The organism is Acrocarpospora pleiomorpha (assembly GCF_009687885.1).
Taxonomy (GTDB): domain Bacteria; phylum Actinomycetota; class Actinomycetes; order Streptosporangiales; family Streptosporangiaceae; genus Acrocarpospora; species Acrocarpospora pleiomorpha.
In genome coordinates, this window is the sequence record NZ_BLAF01000046.1 from 21,666 (window position 1) to 37,228 (window position 15,563).

Genomic DNA, 15,563 nt, shown 5'->3' on the forward strand with positions numbered 1-15,563 from the left:
AACACCATTCACGCTGTCACTCGTCCGGATTGTCGACGATCCGGCAGGGCTGGATCGGCCCGGGCGTGAGGCGACCCGTGAACATCCACACCACGCCGGGGCTGCCCGCCGGCTTGTCGACGTTCTCCGCGACCTCGATCATCACGATCTGCCCCGGCCCGATGAACTGCGGATTGATGGTGATGCCGTCTTTCGGCTGAATCGCCCTGGCCGAATCGGTGTGGGAAGCCCACTCCCTGATTTTCCGCTGCGTGGCGGGGTCGTCATCGGCCATCATCTCCGGCGTGATCGGCGTGTCATCGCCCGCCACGAAGGGCGCACGCCCGTCCGCGCACCGTTTGCCCAGCGGCAGGTAGACGATGTCGGCACGCACCCCCAGCTCCGCCAGATCGCGTACGACCTGGTCGGCGTCCCGGAGTTCGTTGATCTTGAGATTGATCGACCCGTTCGGATAGGCCACCAGGGCGTACGCCGGCGACTGCCCCGTCGACACCATCGGCACGGCGACCGCCGCAGCCGCCGCGGCCGCGAGCCCCCACCCGACGATCCGGCGCGTCCGCATCGGCCGGGCCGCGGGGATTTCCTTCTTCAGCTCCGCGAGAAGTTTGTCCTCGAACGTGCCGTTCACTTCGTCCCTCCCATCACCGGCATAACGCCGGGGAGTTGTTGAATCGACCTTCTGGCCCGATGCAGCCGAACCCGGGCCGTACCCTGCCTGATGCCGAGGACGACAGCCGCCTCGGCCGTGGTCAGCCCATCGACGGCCACCAGCCCGAGCAGCGCTCTGTCCAGTTCCGGCAGCCCCGCGATGGCCGCGAGCGCCCGGCGCGCCGGTTCCTCCGCGTCGATTCGCTCCTCCAGCCGGGCCACATCGTCGCCGTCGAGCAGCCGACGCCCCGCGATCCTGCTGGTCGCCCGCAGCTCCCGGGCCGCGCGCCGCTGCTCCGCCAGCAACGTGTTCCGCGTCACCCCGAACAGCCACGCGATCTCGCTACCCCGGTCGGACCGATACGTATGGGCCGAATCCAGCACAGCGAGAAACACGTTCGCGGTGAGATCGGCCACCAGGTGCGGGTCCTCAACACGCCTGGCCAGAAAACGCGTCACGGCATCGAAGTGCCGCCGGTAGAAGCCTTCGAAGGCCTCAGGATCACGGGCGATGTCAGCCAGCCCCATGCGATCTCGGCGCACCGGCATCGCTCCCTCCACAACTTCGTCCAAACACGCCCCTACTTGGACGAAGCCCTCCCGACCGTTACACGGGACCCAGGAGATCCCACCGATTGCCGGCGATGTCGAGGAACACGACAACCCTCCCGTACGGCTCCGCACGCGGCGACGCAACGAACTCGACCCCCGCGGCGACCATCCGCTCATAGGCGGCGTCGAAATCATCCACCCGCAGAAAGAACCCAACCCGCCCGGCGACCTGATCCCCGATCGCCGGCACCTGCCGCTCCCCGTCCGCACGAGCCAGCAGAATCCCCGCACCCCCACCCGGCGGCCGCACCACAACCCACCGCTTGGGACGACCATCGTTGGTCAGCGAAGGCGAATCCTCAACGAGATCAAACCCCAGGCTCTCGGTGAAAAACTCGATCGCCCGGTCATAGTCATCAACGATGATGGCCAGCAATTCAATGAACACCGCAGCCACCCTAGCCACCTTCAATCGAGCGCATGGACGTCCAGACCTCGAACAGTGACCGGATTCTGAGCCTCCTCGCGCGGATTTTCTACGAAACAGGGCGTAGGATACGGAAGGATTCCTCATCTCCGTACGGAGGCTCGACTTGCTGGTGGGATTCCGAGCAGCGAACGTTCTGTCGTTCCGCCGAGAGTTCGAGCTGTCACTGCTCGCTCCGGATGGAGCTGACCGGGCCGCGCGAGCTCTCGATGGCCTGCGTGTCTCCCCTGTGGCCGCGGTCTTCGGCGCCAACGCGTCCGGGAAGACGAACGTGCTTTCGGCGATGCGCTGGATGCGCCACGCCGTTCTCGATTCCGTGGCCGACTGGGTAAGGCTCAAGGGCGTGCCGAGGCGGCCCTTCGTGCTGGACCGCGAGGCTATCCAGGAAGCGTCCCTGTTCGAAGTCGACGTGGTCATTCGAGGCGACCGTTACGTTTACGGGTTCGAGGTGTCCGATCAGCGAGTGGAGACGGAGTGGTTGCATGTTTTCCCTGAGAGGAGCCGTCGGCGGCAGGTCTGGTTTGATCGAGACGCCGAGCGGCCGAAGCGGGGCGAGGAGGAGTATCGCTTCCCAAGCGATCGCCTCAAGGGCGCCAAAAAGCCCGTGATCGAATACACCCGGCCCAACGCTCTCTTCCTCACCGCCGCCGGATCTTTCCAGATGAAACAGCTGGTGCCGTTGCACGACTGGTTCAAAGCCAATCTTTGGCTGGTCAGCCCGGATGACGATCTGCGCCAACGTGACGCGTACACGCGCTGGGAGCTTCTCAAGCCCGCCTTCCGCGAACGCGTCGAAGGATTGTTGTCGGTGGCCGACCTGGGCGTAGCCGGTGTAGTGGTCGAGGATCGAGGCGAGGAACTGCCCGAGGTCTCTTTGACACATCACGGCAAGGACGGCCCGATGCCGTTCGACCTGGGCCAGCAGGAGTCATTCGGCACGCTCGCCTGGTTCGCCTTCCTGGGACCGCTGCTCAAGGCCCTCGACGATGGCGCCGTATTGCTCGTCGACGAACTGGACTCCAGCCTGCATCCCGTGTTGGTGGCCGAGGTGATCCGCCTCTTCGAGGACCCGGTCGCCAATCCACGAGGGGCGCAGCTCATATTCACCGGCCATGACGCGACACTGCTGAGCAAAGCCCATGTCGAGCGCCCACTCGACCGTGAACATGTGTGGATTACCGAAAAACGCAAATCCGGTGAGTCCGAGCTCTACCCACTCACCGACGTCGGTGTACGCGCCGACGAGAGCCTGGAACGTGGCTACCTACGAGGCAGGTACGGCGGAGTGCCCCGCATCGGGCTCGGCGGTATAGCGGTGGAGATCGAGAAGCGGTCTCCTGGAGCCAACCTGTGAGCAAAGTCAGGAGAAAAGGCCCACCGAGTGGCGCAGCGCGAATTCCCCGTGCTGTCTCCGAGGGCCGGTCAACGTCGGGTGATCTATGCAGTTGTCGAGGGCGAGAACACCGAGCGCGACTACCTGGAATACCTGGTGGACAGGTTCGCCGGCGATCCACGTACGTTTGAGATCAAGATCGTCTGGGAGCGCAATGGGCTGAAGCCGCACGATGTGGTGAACCGTGCGATTGCGGAGCTCGACGAACTCGACGATCCACGGCGCGAGCAGGTATGGGCGTTCTTTGACAGAGACGAACATAGTCGTCTTGAGGAGTCGTACGGGCGAGCGGAATCCGCTGGTGTGCGAACCGCCTTCTCCAACCCGTGTTTCGAACTTTGGCTCCTGCTGCACTTTGTGTCTGGCGTTTCTGGTGGCCAAACGTCGAAAACGTCCAGGATAAGCTGCGCGCGGCTCACCAAGCGTTCCGCGACTTCGGCAAGAGCCTTGCAACACCTCACCAGCGGGCACTGAATGGGCAAGAGGCGGTAGCCGCCAGGCGGGCGAAGACGCTGATCGCCAACTGTCCGAGTTTGATATGCACAGCCAAGAGTGGCCACGCGAAAGACTGCCGGGCGCTCGACCGCATCCCGTCCACCGAGGTGTGGGAGTTCCTGGCGGAGCTCGGGATCGTATCTTGGTGAACAGCCGATCCGGCAACGGAGCTTCTCGGACCGGTGCCGGTTCAGCACTACACTTAATTGGCGCATGGCCGACGGCGGGTGCCAGGTGCTGATGGACTGGAACTTGGAGCACTACGTTATGGCCGTCACGGCTAGTTTGCCGGGCGATCTCGACGACGCGCTCGATGCCGCGCTCAGGAGATTCGCTCCCGCTGATATGGCACGATCCGTGCAGGATCTGATGCGGCAGTATCGGGATGGGGTTGCTCCCGCTGATGTCATCCTCGACTCGGAGATCGATGTTGCGGCGTATGCCGGGTATCGGATGCCTGCTACGTTCGCGGCGGTGTCGGCGGCTTTGCGTCATACGGCGGAGTTGGCGCCGGGCTTCTTGCCGCGTAGCCATGTGGATGTTGGTGGTGGGACCGGGGCCTCGGTGTGGGCGGCGGCGCGTGTCTGGGAGTCGCTAGAGAAGGTGACGGTTCTGGAGCAGTCGCCTAAGGCGATCGCCATGGGTGAGTGGCTGGCGAAACGGTCGGAAAGTTCGGCTGTGCGTCGCGGTCAGTGGAAGCGCGGAGTTATCCACAAGGCTGTGGATAAACCTGCGGCAGATCTGGTCACCATGTCGTACGTGCTGGGTGAGTTGCCCTCCACTGTGCAGGAGAGCGTCGTCGTGTCGCTGGCCGCGGACGCCGAGATGGTCGTGTTGATCGAGCCTGGCACTCCGGCGGGATACGGCAGGATCCTCGCTGCCCGCGATGTGCTGATAAATCATGGCCTGTCGGTGGTGGCTCCGTGCCCGCATGACCGCGCATGCCCGATCCTCCGCGGCCGGGACTGGTGCCATTTCTCGGTACGGCTGAACCGCACAGCCCTGCACCGGCAGATCAAGGTAGGCACCCTCAGCTTCGAAGACGAGAAGTTCTCCTATGTCGCCGCCTCCCGCCACCCCTGGCCCCGGGCTGCCAACCGAGTCCTACGCCATCCCACCCAACGCAAGGGAATGGTCTCCATGCGCCTGTGCACAGACGAACACGGCCTGACCGACACCATCGTCTCCAAACGCCAGCGCGACCTCTACCAGCACGCCCGCGACATCTCCTGGGGAAACCAATGGCCACCGGCCACGGCGGAGGAACAAGCACGGTGAACCTCCGGGGCTCAGGCAGGTAGATGCCAGCTCGGCCACCCAGCCACACGCGCTGTCGCTCTCGTCTGAGCGGTGTTGCCCTCAGCGGCATACGACCGTCATGACACCAGGTACGACAATGGCTCTCCGGCTGCGAACGCCGCGATCTGCCTTTCCAACACCCGTAGCGCGCCCGCACGAGCGGTGGGCACCATTCCACCGACATGTGGAGTCATGATGAGATTCGGGCAATCCCAGATGGGGTGATCGGCGGGCAAGGGTTCAGGATCCACCACATCCAGGGCTGCGCGGATGCGCCCCGCCTTCAGGTGCGCAACCAGTGCGTCAGTATCGACGATCCCCCCGCGGGCGACGTTCATGAAAAGTGCGCCCACCTTCATGTGACGGAAGAAGTCGTCGTTCACGAGCTTCGCGGTCGACGCGTTGAGCGGGATGATAATGATCACCACGTCGTGGTGGGGTAGGAGAGCATGCAGCTCCTCCAGCCCATGGACGCGACCATGCTCGTCTTCGCGACCAGTTCGAGCCAGCCGCGTCACCGGCGCGTCGAAGGCCGCGATGCGCTGTCGCAATGCCTCGCCGATGTTCCCGGTGCCGATGATCAGCACCCGCTGGTCAGCGAGGGCTTCTGCGTCGTAGGGGTCCCAAATCCGCTGCTTCCCATCAAGAACTGCCTTGTCGATCCGACGCAGGCTGGCCAGCAGCAGTGCCATCGCGACCTCGGAGGTGCCGACGTGATGAACGTTGGCGAGTCGGTGCAGCAACACACCTGCGGGGATGAGGGACTGGATGGCGTTGACTCCCGCGGACATCGTCTGCACAACACGCAGTGAAGGGAACTCGGCCAGTCGCTCGACGGAGGCGGGCCATCCCATCATCGGCTGGATGACCATCTGCACTCGGTTCAGATCGTCACCCAAGGATGCGGGGGGCGTCTCCCAGTCCCATATCCGGGCCTCGACGCCGGAAGGGATGGAGATGTCCGCGAGGAGGCTCGCGTCGGGCAGGGTGACGATCGGTATCTTGCTCACCTTATCTCCTTCAATCTTGTAGCCGATTGTATTCTATCTGCCATAGGATTGCATCAGATACTAACGAAGGGTGGCCGATGTACCCTCTCCTCAGCACTGATGAGACCACCGACCTTGCACGCTGGACCGAAGAGAGCCAGCGTGAGCTCGCCGCCTTCGCCTCCCAACATCGCGCCGAACTCGACGCGGCGAACGCGGCTGGGCGTTTCCCCCGGGACCTGTACCTCGAGTTCGGGCGTCGAGGCTACCTCGCCCCCTTCGTACCGAAGGAATACGGCGGCCTCGGGGGCGGGATTGCCGAGTACGCCGTCATCGCCGAAGAAGTCGGCCGGCACGGCCTGGTGAGCGGTCAGATCGCCGCTCAGGGCGAGCGTTGGCTTCTCGACTGGGGCACGTCAGAGCAGAAGGACGAGTGGCTTGCGGCGATCTCCTCGGGGGAGAAGATCTTCTCCGAGTCCATCTCGGAGAAGAACGCAGGTTCGTCGTTCAAGACGATGAAAGCCACAGCGACGCGTGCGGGCTCCGATTGGATCATCAATGCTCAGAAGACCCATGTGAACATGGGTGCCGACTCCGACGTGACGCTCGTCTACGCGATCGCGGAAGAAGGCCTCACGAGCTTCCTCGTAGACGCCTCGCTTCCGGGGGTCGAGCGCCGGCAGACCGATCCAGTTGGTCTCCGGCTCGTCCCCACCGCCGACATGAGCTTCATCGACGTCCGGATTCCGGCCTCGGCAATCCTGGGCGAACCTGGCGGGGGTCTGCAAACCTTCCTGTCGACTTTCAACGTGAGCCGGCTAGGCAACGCCTCCGAACTCATCGGTCTCGGCCGACGCGCGATGGCGCACGCGGTTGAGTACGCCAAACAGCGCATCGTCGGAGAGTCCGTCGTCACCTCGTTCCAAGGCATCCAGTGGATGATCGCGGACGCCTGGCAGGCGCTCGCGGCCGCCTCCCTCGCTCGCGACAACGCTGTGCTGACCTATGAGCGCACGGGATCCGTGGCGCTCGAAACGAGCCTGGCCAAACGCCTCGCCATCGACGCGGCCGAGCTTGCCAGCACCTCGGCCTACTCCATCGTCGGAGGTCACGGGCTCTATTTCGACCAGCCGTACACCGCGATACTCAACGACATCAAGGTGCTCAAGGTCGCGGGCGGCTCCTCGGAAATCCTTCGCAACTACATTGCCACACGCGTGCTCAAGCACAACGCCCTCGAGGGAATAGCGTGACCGAGAACGTCGCTCAGCTGCTGACTTCGCGCGCCGTCGAGCGACCAGATCTTGTTTTGGGTACGCATGACGACCCCATTCGACTCGCCGACGCCATACGTTGTGCGGCCGGGCGCGCCAGCGCGCTCCTACGTCTGACCGAAGCGGGGCGCCTCGTCGCCATGGTTGGCGAGACGAGCACCGACTATCTCATCACCTGGATGGCATGCGTTCTGGCCGGAACTCCGGTGGCGCTCATCAACCCCACCTACCCCGTCGGCTTGCTCAGCGAGATGATCGAGGATTTCCGGCCGACTGTGCTGCTGAGCTCCCCCGAACTCGCCCCGGAGATCGGCTGGACTGGGCCCGTCATGTCGATCGAGGGCGCGCGGAACGGGAAAGGCGGGGTCGAAGTTCAGCCCGGCCTGGCATCCGACCCGCTAGCCACAGTGTCTTTCATGCACACGTCGGGGACGACGGGCCGTCCGAAGTTCTGCGCTCAATCACATGCTTACTTTCTTCGCCTCGGTGCGGATGTCGCCGCAGCGATGAGTCTCACCGCGCAGGACCGCGTCTTTGCGCCCTTGCCCATGTTCCATATCAACCCCCTCGGCTACGGACTGTTCGGCGCCCTCACCGCGGGTGCTGATGTCCTCGCCGTACGCAAGTTCTCGGCGAGCATGTTCTGGCAGATCGTGTCAGAAGAGAGGATCACCGCACTCGTTCTGCATGCCCCGCCCGTCGCGATCCTCAATCGCCGTGACGCGTCGGAGAGCGAGGTCCCGAAGCGGGTGCGCACGATGTTCTACGCGGACGCGACCTTCATGCGACGGTTCGGTATCCCACACGCCGTATCGGGGTACGGCTCAACCGAGGCCGGCGGACTGTCGCATCTGAAGGAATGGCGCGCCGATGACGACATTCCCGAGGATGCCAGCCGACATGGGGGACCCCCGCGAAAGAACATCCAGTGGCGTCTCGACGGCGTCGGCCAGATCCTGGTGCGGGCAACCCGGCCCGGCGTCCTGTTCGATGGTTACCTGCAAGACGGACAACTCTCGGCCCCCTTCGACGACAACGGATGGTTCCCCACGGGCGACTTCGGCCGACGGGACGAGGACGGCAACCTGGTCTTCGTGGAGCGTGCCTCGGAGTCCATCCGGGTCAAGGGAGAGTTCGTCCCCATCCACTTTGTCGAGGACCATATCGGCCGGGTGCACGGGATCGACGATCTCGCACTGTGGAAGCGGCCGGGGACGCTGGTAGACGACGAGGTCGTCCTGTACGTGGTGACGGACTCGATTCCGCTCGCCGCACTCAGACAGGCATCTGCGGAGTTGCCCGCCTTCATGCGCCCTCGTGCGGTCATCCGCACAGCGCGGTTGCCACGAGACGCCGCGGCCGGGAAAGTCCAGCGGCGACTCCTCGGCGAGCAGCCCATCCTCGAGGAGGTGCCCCTGTGAGCACGACGCTGCCCGATTGGGCCGTCGGCATGACGGATCTTCACGTGCACGCCGCACCGAGTCTTCTGCCACGGCACGCGGGTGATCGCGAAACGGTCAGACTCGGACGCTCGCTCGGTTTCGTAGCCCTCGTGCTCAAGTCGCACGAAGGGTCCACCGTCGAGCGGGCCATGACCGCTGGTGACGGCGCAATCGGCGGAATCGTACTCAACAGCGCAGTGGGCGGGGCGAACGCGGATGCCGCCGAGGTCGCCGCGCGCTTGGGGGGCCGCATCGTCTGGATGCCCACGGTCTCGTCAGCGACCCATAAACGCGGCTCCGCCAATACCGAACTGCGAGTCCACAGCGGGTTCTCACTCCGTCTGGTCGACGTGATCGTCGACGGCAGAATCCTCCCGGCCTGGCTGGACGTGCTGGATGTGATCGCGCACTACAACATGGTGCTCGCGAGCGGTCACCTCTCGGCGGACGAGACCGTGCAACTCTTCACGGAAGCTCGACGACGCGGCGTGGAGAGGCTGCTGGTGAATCACCCCAAAATGGTGTTTCTCGGATGGCACGAGGATGCGTCCAAGAAGCTACGCAAACTGGATGCCCGGCTGGAGCTCGGCATTCTGCCCGATCTGCTGGGCTCACCGGAGCACACGAGCCTGCGACTGCTCGAAGAGTATCCGCACGAGCTGCTCATCTTCGGCGGCGATCTCGGGCACGCGCATCATCCCGACATGTCGGAGGCGCTCCCACCGTGGCTCGCCGAACTCGAGGCCAGGGCGGGCGCGAGCGCGGCGCGAGCCATCATGACGTCACAGGGGCGGGAGCTGATTCTGCCATGACATGCGAGGAGGTCCGATGAACATGGAGCGACCCCACCGGCCTTACCGGCTTATCGACCATATCGGGTTTATCGTGCCGGATCTGGAGGCGGCCATCGCACGCTGGGAGGCGGTTACCGGCTACACCTTCAGCCCGATCGCCCGATACCGAACATCACGGTACGTCGACAACTCTGACCCTGAGCCGCACGCTCATGACGCGCGCATCGCATTCTCCCGGGAAGGTCCACCCCGCATCGAGCTCATGGAGGCCACTGGCTCGGGAACGCATACGCTGTCCGAAAGCGGTGTCCACCACTTCGGGTTTCTCGGCGTCGAGGATTCAGAAGAGGAGCGGGAGCGCCTCTCGGCCCTCGGCATACGTGCCGACGGCGAGTCACTTGACGAGGAAGGCCGTCCGCTGCTGTGGTTCACCGACAAGCGTGACCTCGACGGGATTCGGCTCGAGTTTGTCTCCCCGCGTGAGCAGCCGACGGTGCGGGACGACGGCGGGGAACTCTGGCGCACCACGGACGGCAGGAAGACCCTATGGCCACCGACATGAGCGCGATGCCTACCGGACGTATCCTCCTCGAACGGCACGGTGCCGTCGCGGTGATTCGCCTTCATGCGCCGGAACGTCGCAACGCCCTCGATCCGGAGATGGCAGATGACCTCGTCGCTGCCTGCGGCATCATCGCCCGCGACGAGTCCTGCGGGGCGGCCGTGATCTTCGGCAGCGGTGCCGGTTTCTGCTCGGGTGCGGTTCGTGACGTGCTGGCTCATGCCGGCGAAGATCCGGCAGAGGAGGGCCGCTGGGACGACATCTCACGCATCTACCATGCCTTCACAGCCGTCGGTGAGCTTCCTGTTCCGACCATCGCCGCCCTCGATGGGGCAGCGGTCGGTGCTGGGATGAACCTTGCGCTGGCCACCGACATCCGCATCGTCACAGCGAACGCGATGTTCCGTTCCGGGTTCATGGAGATCGGCATCCATCCCGGCGGCGGCCACCTCCATCTGCTCGAGCGGCAGATTGGACGCGGCACCGCTGCCGCAATCGGTGTTTTCGGAGCGGATGTACGAGGATCACGGGCGGTAGAACTCGGTCTGGCATGGTCGTGCGTGACCAGTGCACAGTTGGAGGAGGAGGCCCTTAGCCTGGCGGCGCGCGTAGCGGCGGATCCCGCGCTGGCGCGTCAGCTTGTCCTGTCCTTTCGTATGGAAGCCTCTGGAGTACCGTGGGACTCGGCGCGGCACATCGAGCGCAGCGCTCAGATGTGGTCGTTGCGACGACGCGCGAAGGGAAAGCGGAGCGTATGACGAGCGTGGTGTCGGTTGCCACCTCCTTGAGTTCACAGTTGCGCGAGATGCTGCTCGATGGTGAGCTAGCGCCCGGGGAGCCGGTGCGCCAGGAGGCACTGGCTAAGCATTTCGGTGTCAGCCGTGTCCCGGTGCGTGAAGCGTTGCGGATGCTCGAATCCGAGGGCATCGTCAAACACACCCCTAACGCCGGGTACACCATCACGAAGCTGACGGAGTCGGAACTCAAACAGACCTACATCGTCCGTGAGGCTCTGGAGACCGAGCTCATCCGCGCGATGCCCGAGGTGGAGGAGATCGACCTCGACATCCTGCGCACTCTGAACGACGAGATGGCAGCCTATGTATCGGCGGGGAATGTCGGCGCCGCCAATGTGACGAACCGACGATTTCATTTCAAGATCTTCGACCTCTGCGGATTGAGCCTCGTCACGAGCTTCGTCGAGATGGCGTGGGCGCGTGCCGCGCCGTATCACATCCTGGTCCTGAGCGCTCCTGAGCAGGCCCCCCGCATCTTCGACGAGCATCTCATCATGATCGAGCAGATTCGAACGCATGACATCGATGGCTTGCTCGCAACGATCGACCACCACCGCGTCACCGGCCAGAACCGTGTCATGCAAACGCTGCAGCTGCTCCGTCGGCATGGCCGAGATCTCACGGAGCATTCCTGATCCAGCGCTCACAATTCGTTCGGGATGACCGTCTTCGCCACGTGCACGGTGAGCCCCGCGTCTCGCAACGCCGCGATGTCGCGCGCGGAGACGGCATCATCCACGACAACGTGAGTGAATTCTGAAACCGAGCACACCCGGTACAGAGCGACCTGCCCGAGCTTGCTGCTATCGAGCAGAAGCACGCGGGTGGTGGCGCTCGCCAGCATGCGACGCTTGATTGCCACGATCTGCTGGTCCTGATGGTAGAGGTCTCCGTTATGCAGACCCGTGCACGAGGCGAAAAGGATGTCGGCGTGGACATCGGCGAGGAAGCGTTCGGCTAACGTTCCCATTGTCGCGCGGTAGCGGGGCTGGTAGTCGCCTCCCACCGTGATCAGCCGAATCTCGGGCTTCGCTATGAGCTGGTCGATGGCGAGCTGGAAATTGGTCACCACGGTCACCGCATCCGTGGGTTTGAGCCGCTGCACGAGGCCGAGCGCCGTGGTCGACTCATCGAGCAGGATGACATTCCCCGGTGCCACGAGACCCGCGGCCGCCTTGGCGATGGCGTGCTTCTGGATGCGCGCGGCCCCTTCTCGGTAGCTGGCCTCGCTCTCAAACGACGAGGAACGGGCGGCGGTCGCTCCACCACGAACCTTCCGCAGCACACCGCGCTCGTGAAGCACATCGAAGTCGCGATGCACGGTCATGCGACTGACCCGAAGCGCGTGTGCCACGTGGCTGACGGTGACATGCCCATGCTCGACGAGTTGCTCTTGAATCCAGGTCAACCGAGCGGACTGGTCCACGTATGGTCCGGACATCTCAACCATGCGATCAACTCTCCTGCGTGTGACATTCGATGAATTTATGTACATCGCAAATTGAATTCAATCAACAGAGATTTTGGATTGAACATCATTCTTGCTGGCAAAAGTCGAACGCCGAGCCGCATGATACGTTCGCGACGTACCCGACCGCAACGCCCATCTCGTGATCATATGAGACAAATGCTTGCGGATGTATCAGGGGGTGCCTAGCATTGCGGCAGTCGGCGGGGCCGATGGCGCGAAGATGCACCTCCGCATCGGCGTCCGATGATCGGAGCGGGCATGGCACAGCAGGGCCTGGGGAAAGAGGCACCGTCCTTCGTGCCCGCGCGGCACGAACGGTCGGCGCCTCGCCGGAGCCCTAGCTGGCTCTTCCTGGTGCCCGCGCTCGCGCTCTACGTATTCATCCTGGTGATTCCCAGCCTCCGGGGCATCGCGTACTCCTTCACCGACTGGAACGGGGTGAGCGCGGCCTTCAACTTTGTCGGCCTCGACAACTTCGCTCGGCTGGTGACCGATCCCTTCGGGCGCGGGGCAGTCATGAACACCGTGCTGCTCGCCACCGGCATCACCGTGCTGCAGGTCATCACGGGTCTGCTCCTCGCCCTCGCGCTGAACTCGGCGATCAAAGGGCGGAACTTCCTCCGCGTGCTGTTCTTCGCGCCGGTCATGGTCATGCCGGTGGTGACGTCGTACCTCTGGAAGTACATCCTGGGCGGCAGCGGGGCTCTCAATCAGATTCTCCAGGCCGTTGGCCTGTCGCAGGTGGCGCAGCCCTGGCTCGGTCAGCGGGAGACCGCGCTCGTCTGGATCATTCTCGTCGCGGTATGGCAGGGAGCCGGGGTGACCATGGCGATCTACCTTGCCGGCCTGCAAACCATTCCCCGGGAGATCCGGGAGGCCGTCGACCTCGATGGCGCAGGTCCGTGGGCGCGCCTGTGGTACATCACGATGCCACTGTTGCGTCCGGCGACCAGTGTCGCGACCCTGCTCGTCCTCATCGGCAGTCTCAAGCTCTTCGATCAGGTTTGGGTGCTGACCCAAGGTGGCCCGGCGAACTCCACCGACACGCTCGCCACGACGATCTACCGGACCTCGTTCGCGTTCGGCGAGTTCAGCTACGGCGTCACGCTCGCGGTCGCGCTCTCGCTCATCGTCGCAGTGATCGCGATCATCCAGCAGCGGGTTGCGAACAGGAGAACAAGCGCATGAGCGATGCCACCACCGTCCCCACACACCGTCGGCGCATGTCGGCAGGTACGTGGACACTGCAGATCGCCGTCCTGGCCGCAGCTGTCGCCTACATGTTCCCGATCTATATCCTCATCAACCTTTCATTGAAGCCACCCGGCGGCTCCGCATTCCCGCTCGAGCCAGCCGTTCGGCCCACGCTCGAGAACTTCTTCGCGGCGTGGAACCAGGCCCTTCTCGGCCCTGCGCTCATCAACAGCACCATCGTCACAGCGGCAAGCACGATCATCGTCGTCATTTGCGCGTCCCTGGCGGCCTACCCCCTCGCCCGGTCGACGTCCAGGTGGTCGTCCGCCACCTACTACGCCTTCATCCTCGGGATGATCATTCCCTTCCAGTTGGCCATGGTCCCGCTGTACACGACCTTCCGTGATCTGGGTCTCCTCGGGACGCTGCCAGCAATGATCATCTTCTATGGAGGGGCACAGTTGCCCTTCGCCGTGTTCATGTACACGACTTTCATGCGGAACATGCAACGCGAATACGAAGAGGCGGCCGAGATAGACGGGTGCGGCCAACTCGGCAAGTACTGGCACATCGTGCTGCCGATGTCACGTCCCATTACCGGAACGGTCGTGATCCTCACCGGCATCCATGTATGGAATGACTTCTTTGCTCCACTCATCTACCTCAGCGGTGGAGAGGGAACCGTTCCCATCGCCCTGTACGGGTTCGTCGGCACCTACTACGCCGAATGGAACCTAGTCTTCGCGGGCCTCATTCTGAGCGCTCTCCCCTTGCTCATCGTCTACTTCGCCATGCAGAAAAACATCATCCAGGGATTCGCGGGCGGACTCAAAGGTTAGCCTCCCCCGGCACGCCCGGCTGATGATCACATCAGGAAAGGAAAGGCCCGTGATGAGGAAGAACACAGCGACGTCGCTGATCACACTCACGGCAATTACCACACTCGCGGCGGCCGTACTGGCCGGCTGCAGCACAAGCACCACCGGCTCGGGGGGCGGCCGGACACTCACGATCGGCTGGAACTCACTCGATCGACCTGGCATCGACGCCGCGGTCGCCGCCTTCAAGAAGTCGCATCCTGATGTCGAAATCAAGCTGACCAGCGCTGACGTCGCCGACTACCAGGCCCTCATCCGCACGCAACTCTCTTCGGGAACAGCGCCCGACGTGTTCTACGTATGGCCCGGCAACGGTAACCCTGGAGCGATCGAGGCATTGGCCCCCGGGGGCTATCTCGCCGACCTTTCCGGCCGCGCCTGGGTGGCCAACATCCCAGGGTCGATCAAGTCGCGCACCGAGGTAGACGGCACGACCTACTTCGCCCCCATGGCCACCAACGGCATCGGCGCGATCTACAACATGGATCTCATGGGTAAGCTCGGCATCAAGGTGCCGGATACCTGGGACAGCGTGCTCGAATACTGCGCCAAGGCCAAGGCAGCGGGCAAGATTCCCTACGATGTCGGCGTCGCCGACATTTTCGCGATCATGGTTCCCTACGCGCTCGTCGCCACAAACGTGTATACGACGACTCCCGACTTTGACGCTGAGCAGGCGGCGGGCAAATCGAGTTTCGAATCGTCGCCCGGCTACAAGAAGAGCCTGGAGCAGGAGATCGAAATGCGCGACGCAGGCTGTTTCGGGTCCGTGCCCACCGGTACCGTTCTCGCGGACACTGTCACGCACATCGCGGACGGTTCCGCGCTCGCGGTAATCAACATCACCACGACACTGGGTCAATTCACGAAGGCGGCGCCCAACACCACCCTCAAGTTTTTCCCGCTGCCGGCTACCAACGATCCGTCCGAGACCCGGATCTCTGGTAGTTCGGGTGCGGGCCCAGCGGTCAATGCGAAGACCGGCAACATGGAACTCGCGTTGGAATTCGTGGACTGGATGGGCTCGGCCGAGGGACAGACGGCATACGCCGGGGGCAGCAAGCAGGTACCTCCGATGAGCGGCGACCTCTACCAGCCGTCCGACCTCGTCGCTGAGGTCGCAAAGATGTACAAGGAGAACCGGGTGAGCCCGCTCCTGGATCAGAACTGGCCAAACGCCGTCGTCCAGGAACGGCTTGTTTCCGCCGTGCAGCAGCTCATGGCGGACAAGAGCAGCATCGGCGAAGTCCTCAAGATCATGGACGTGGCATACACCACAGGCAAGTAG

The 15,563-nt window shown here is 63.7% G+C and carries 17 protein-coding genes; 12 read left to right on the top strand and 5 right to left on the bottom strand.

Features of this window, described 5'->3' with window-relative positions; all coding sequences use genetic code 11:
* Nucleotides 1-16 precede the first annotated feature (16 nt).
* Genes Aple_RS33570 through Aple_RS33580 form a run of 3 tightly spaced genes read right to left on the bottom strand, consistent with a single transcriptional unit; the run spans nucleotide 17 to nucleotide 1,657 of the window.
* Complete coding sequence (locus tag Aple_RS33570) at nucleotides 17-628, bottom strand: hypothetical protein (RefSeq protein WP_155348753.1); 612 nt, start codon at nucleotides 626-628, stop codon at nucleotides 17-19.
* Nucleotides 625-1,197: an RNA polymerase sigma factor gene (locus tag Aple_RS33575; protein ID WP_155348754.1), complete on the bottom strand. Its 573-nt coding sequence runs from the start codon at nucleotides 1,195-1,197 to the stop codon at nucleotides 625-627. Before Aple_RS33575 ends, Aple_RS33570 begins: the two co-directional genes overlap by 4 nt.
* Nucleotides 1,198-1,255: 58 nt before the next feature.
* Nucleotides 1,256-1,657 (bottom strand): VOC family protein, encoded by a 402-nt coding sequence (locus Aple_RS33580; RefSeq protein ID WP_246264965.1) that lies wholly within the window; start codon nucleotides 1,655-1,657, stop codon nucleotides 1,256-1,258.
* A gap of 142 nt (nucleotides 1,658-1,799) precedes the next feature.
* Here Aple_RS33580 and Aple_RS33585 point away from each other — a divergent pair, with 142 nt between their 5' ends.
* The 3 genes from Aple_RS33585 (at nucleotide 1,800) to Aple_RS33595 (ending at nucleotide 4,853) form a co-directional block, all read left to right on the top strand.
* A complete protein-coding gene (locus Aple_RS33585) occupies nucleotides 1,800-3,041 on the top strand; it encodes an AAA family ATPase (protein WP_246264974.1) in 1,242 nt (413 codons plus the stop codon).
* A 27-nt stretch (nucleotides 3,042-3,068) separates the two neighbouring features.
* On the top strand, nucleotides 3,069-3,554 hold the full coding sequence (locus Aple_RS33590; RefSeq protein ID WP_155348756.1) for an RloB family protein: 486 nt from the start codon (nucleotides 3,069-3,071) through the stop codon (nucleotides 3,552-3,554).
* 234 nt (nucleotides 3,555-3,788) lie between these two features.
* The gene (locus Aple_RS33595) at nucleotides 3,789-4,853 is read left to right on the top strand and encodes a small ribosomal subunit Rsm22 family protein (protein ID WP_218038621.1); all 1,065 of its coding nucleotides are present in this window, start codon (nucleotides 3,789-3,791) and stop codon (nucleotides 4,851-4,853) included.
* Nucleotides 4,854-4,951: 98 nt separating this feature from the next.
* Here Aple_RS33595 and Aple_RS33600 read toward each other — a convergent pair whose 3' ends face one another.
* Complete coding sequence (locus tag Aple_RS33600; protein ID WP_155348757.1) at nucleotides 4,952-5,884, bottom strand: NAD(P)-dependent oxidoreductase; 933 nt, start codon at nucleotides 5,882-5,884, stop codon at nucleotides 4,952-4,954.
* A gap of 77 nt (nucleotides 5,885-5,961) precedes the next feature.
* Between Aple_RS33600 and Aple_RS33605 the strand changes: the two genes are divergently transcribed.
* Genes Aple_RS33605 through Aple_RS33630 form a run of 6 tightly spaced genes read left to right on the top strand, consistent with a single transcriptional unit; the run spans nucleotide 5,962 to nucleotide 11,367 of the window.
* The gene (locus tag Aple_RS33605) at nucleotides 5,962-7,116 is read left to right on the top strand and encodes an acyl-CoA dehydrogenase family protein (protein ID WP_155348758.1); all 1,155 of its coding nucleotides are present in this window, start codon (nucleotides 5,962-5,964) and stop codon (nucleotides 7,114-7,116) included.
* Nucleotides 7,113-8,558, top strand: coding sequence for a class I adenylate-forming enzyme family protein (locus tag Aple_RS33610; protein ID WP_155348759.1), 1,446 nt, complete (start codon nucleotides 7,113-7,115; stop codon nucleotides 8,556-8,558). The genes Aple_RS33605 and Aple_RS33610 overlap by 4 nt, the downstream gene beginning before the upstream one ends.
* On the top strand, nucleotides 8,555-9,391 hold the full coding sequence (locus tag Aple_RS33615; protein WP_218038622.1) for a DUF6282 family protein: 837 nt from the start codon (nucleotides 8,555-8,557) through the stop codon (nucleotides 9,389-9,391). Before Aple_RS33610 ends, Aple_RS33615 begins: the two co-directional genes overlap by 4 nt.
* A 16-nt stretch (nucleotides 9,392-9,407) precedes the next feature.
* Nucleotides 9,408-9,935 carry a VOC family protein gene (locus Aple_RS33620; RefSeq protein WP_170321780.1) on the top strand — a complete coding sequence of 176 codons (528 nt, stop codon included), beginning with the start codon at nucleotides 9,408-9,410 and terminating at the stop codon, nucleotides 9,933-9,935.
* Nucleotides 9,920-10,693 carry an enoyl-CoA hydratase/isomerase family protein gene (locus Aple_RS33625; protein ID WP_218038623.1) on the top strand — a complete coding sequence of 258 codons (774 nt, stop codon included), beginning with the start codon at nucleotides 9,920-9,922 and terminating at the stop codon, nucleotides 10,691-10,693. The genes Aple_RS33620 and Aple_RS33625 overlap by 16 nt, the downstream gene beginning before the upstream one ends.
* The gene (locus Aple_RS33630) at nucleotides 10,690-11,367 is read left to right on the top strand and encodes a GntR family transcriptional regulator (RefSeq protein WP_155348761.1); all 678 of its coding nucleotides are present in this window, start codon (nucleotides 10,690-10,692) and stop codon (nucleotides 11,365-11,367) included. Before Aple_RS33625 ends, Aple_RS33630 begins: the two co-directional genes overlap by 4 nt.
* An 8-nt stretch (nucleotides 11,368-11,375) precedes the next feature.
* Here the strand turns inward: Aple_RS33630 and Aple_RS33635 are convergent, their stop codons facing one another.
* Nucleotides 11,376-12,182: a DeoR/GlpR family DNA-binding transcription regulator gene (locus Aple_RS33635; RefSeq protein ID WP_170321781.1), complete on the bottom strand. Its 807-nt coding sequence runs from the start codon at nucleotides 12,180-12,182 to the stop codon at nucleotides 11,376-11,378.
* Between the two features lie 279 nt (nucleotides 12,183-12,461).
* Here Aple_RS33635 and Aple_RS33640 point away from each other — a divergent pair, with 279 nt between their 5' ends.
* Genes Aple_RS33640 through Aple_RS33650 form a run of 3 tightly spaced genes read left to right on the top strand, consistent with a single transcriptional unit; the run spans nucleotide 12,462 to nucleotide 15,563 of the window.
* A complete protein-coding gene (locus Aple_RS33640; protein WP_155348763.1) occupies nucleotides 12,462-13,391 on the top strand; it encodes a carbohydrate ABC transporter permease in 930 nt (309 codons plus the stop codon).
* Nucleotides 13,388-14,236 carry a carbohydrate ABC transporter permease gene (locus tag Aple_RS33645; RefSeq protein ID WP_246264966.1) on the top strand — a complete coding sequence of 283 codons (849 nt, stop codon included), beginning with the start codon at nucleotides 13,388-13,390 and terminating at the stop codon, nucleotides 14,234-14,236. Before Aple_RS33640 ends, Aple_RS33645 begins: the two co-directional genes overlap by 4 nt.
* A gap of 52 nt (nucleotides 14,237-14,288) precedes the next feature.
* Entirely contained in the window at nucleotides 14,289-15,563 is a 1,275-nt protein-coding gene (locus Aple_RS33650; protein WP_170321782.1) for an ABC transporter substrate-binding protein, read from the top strand.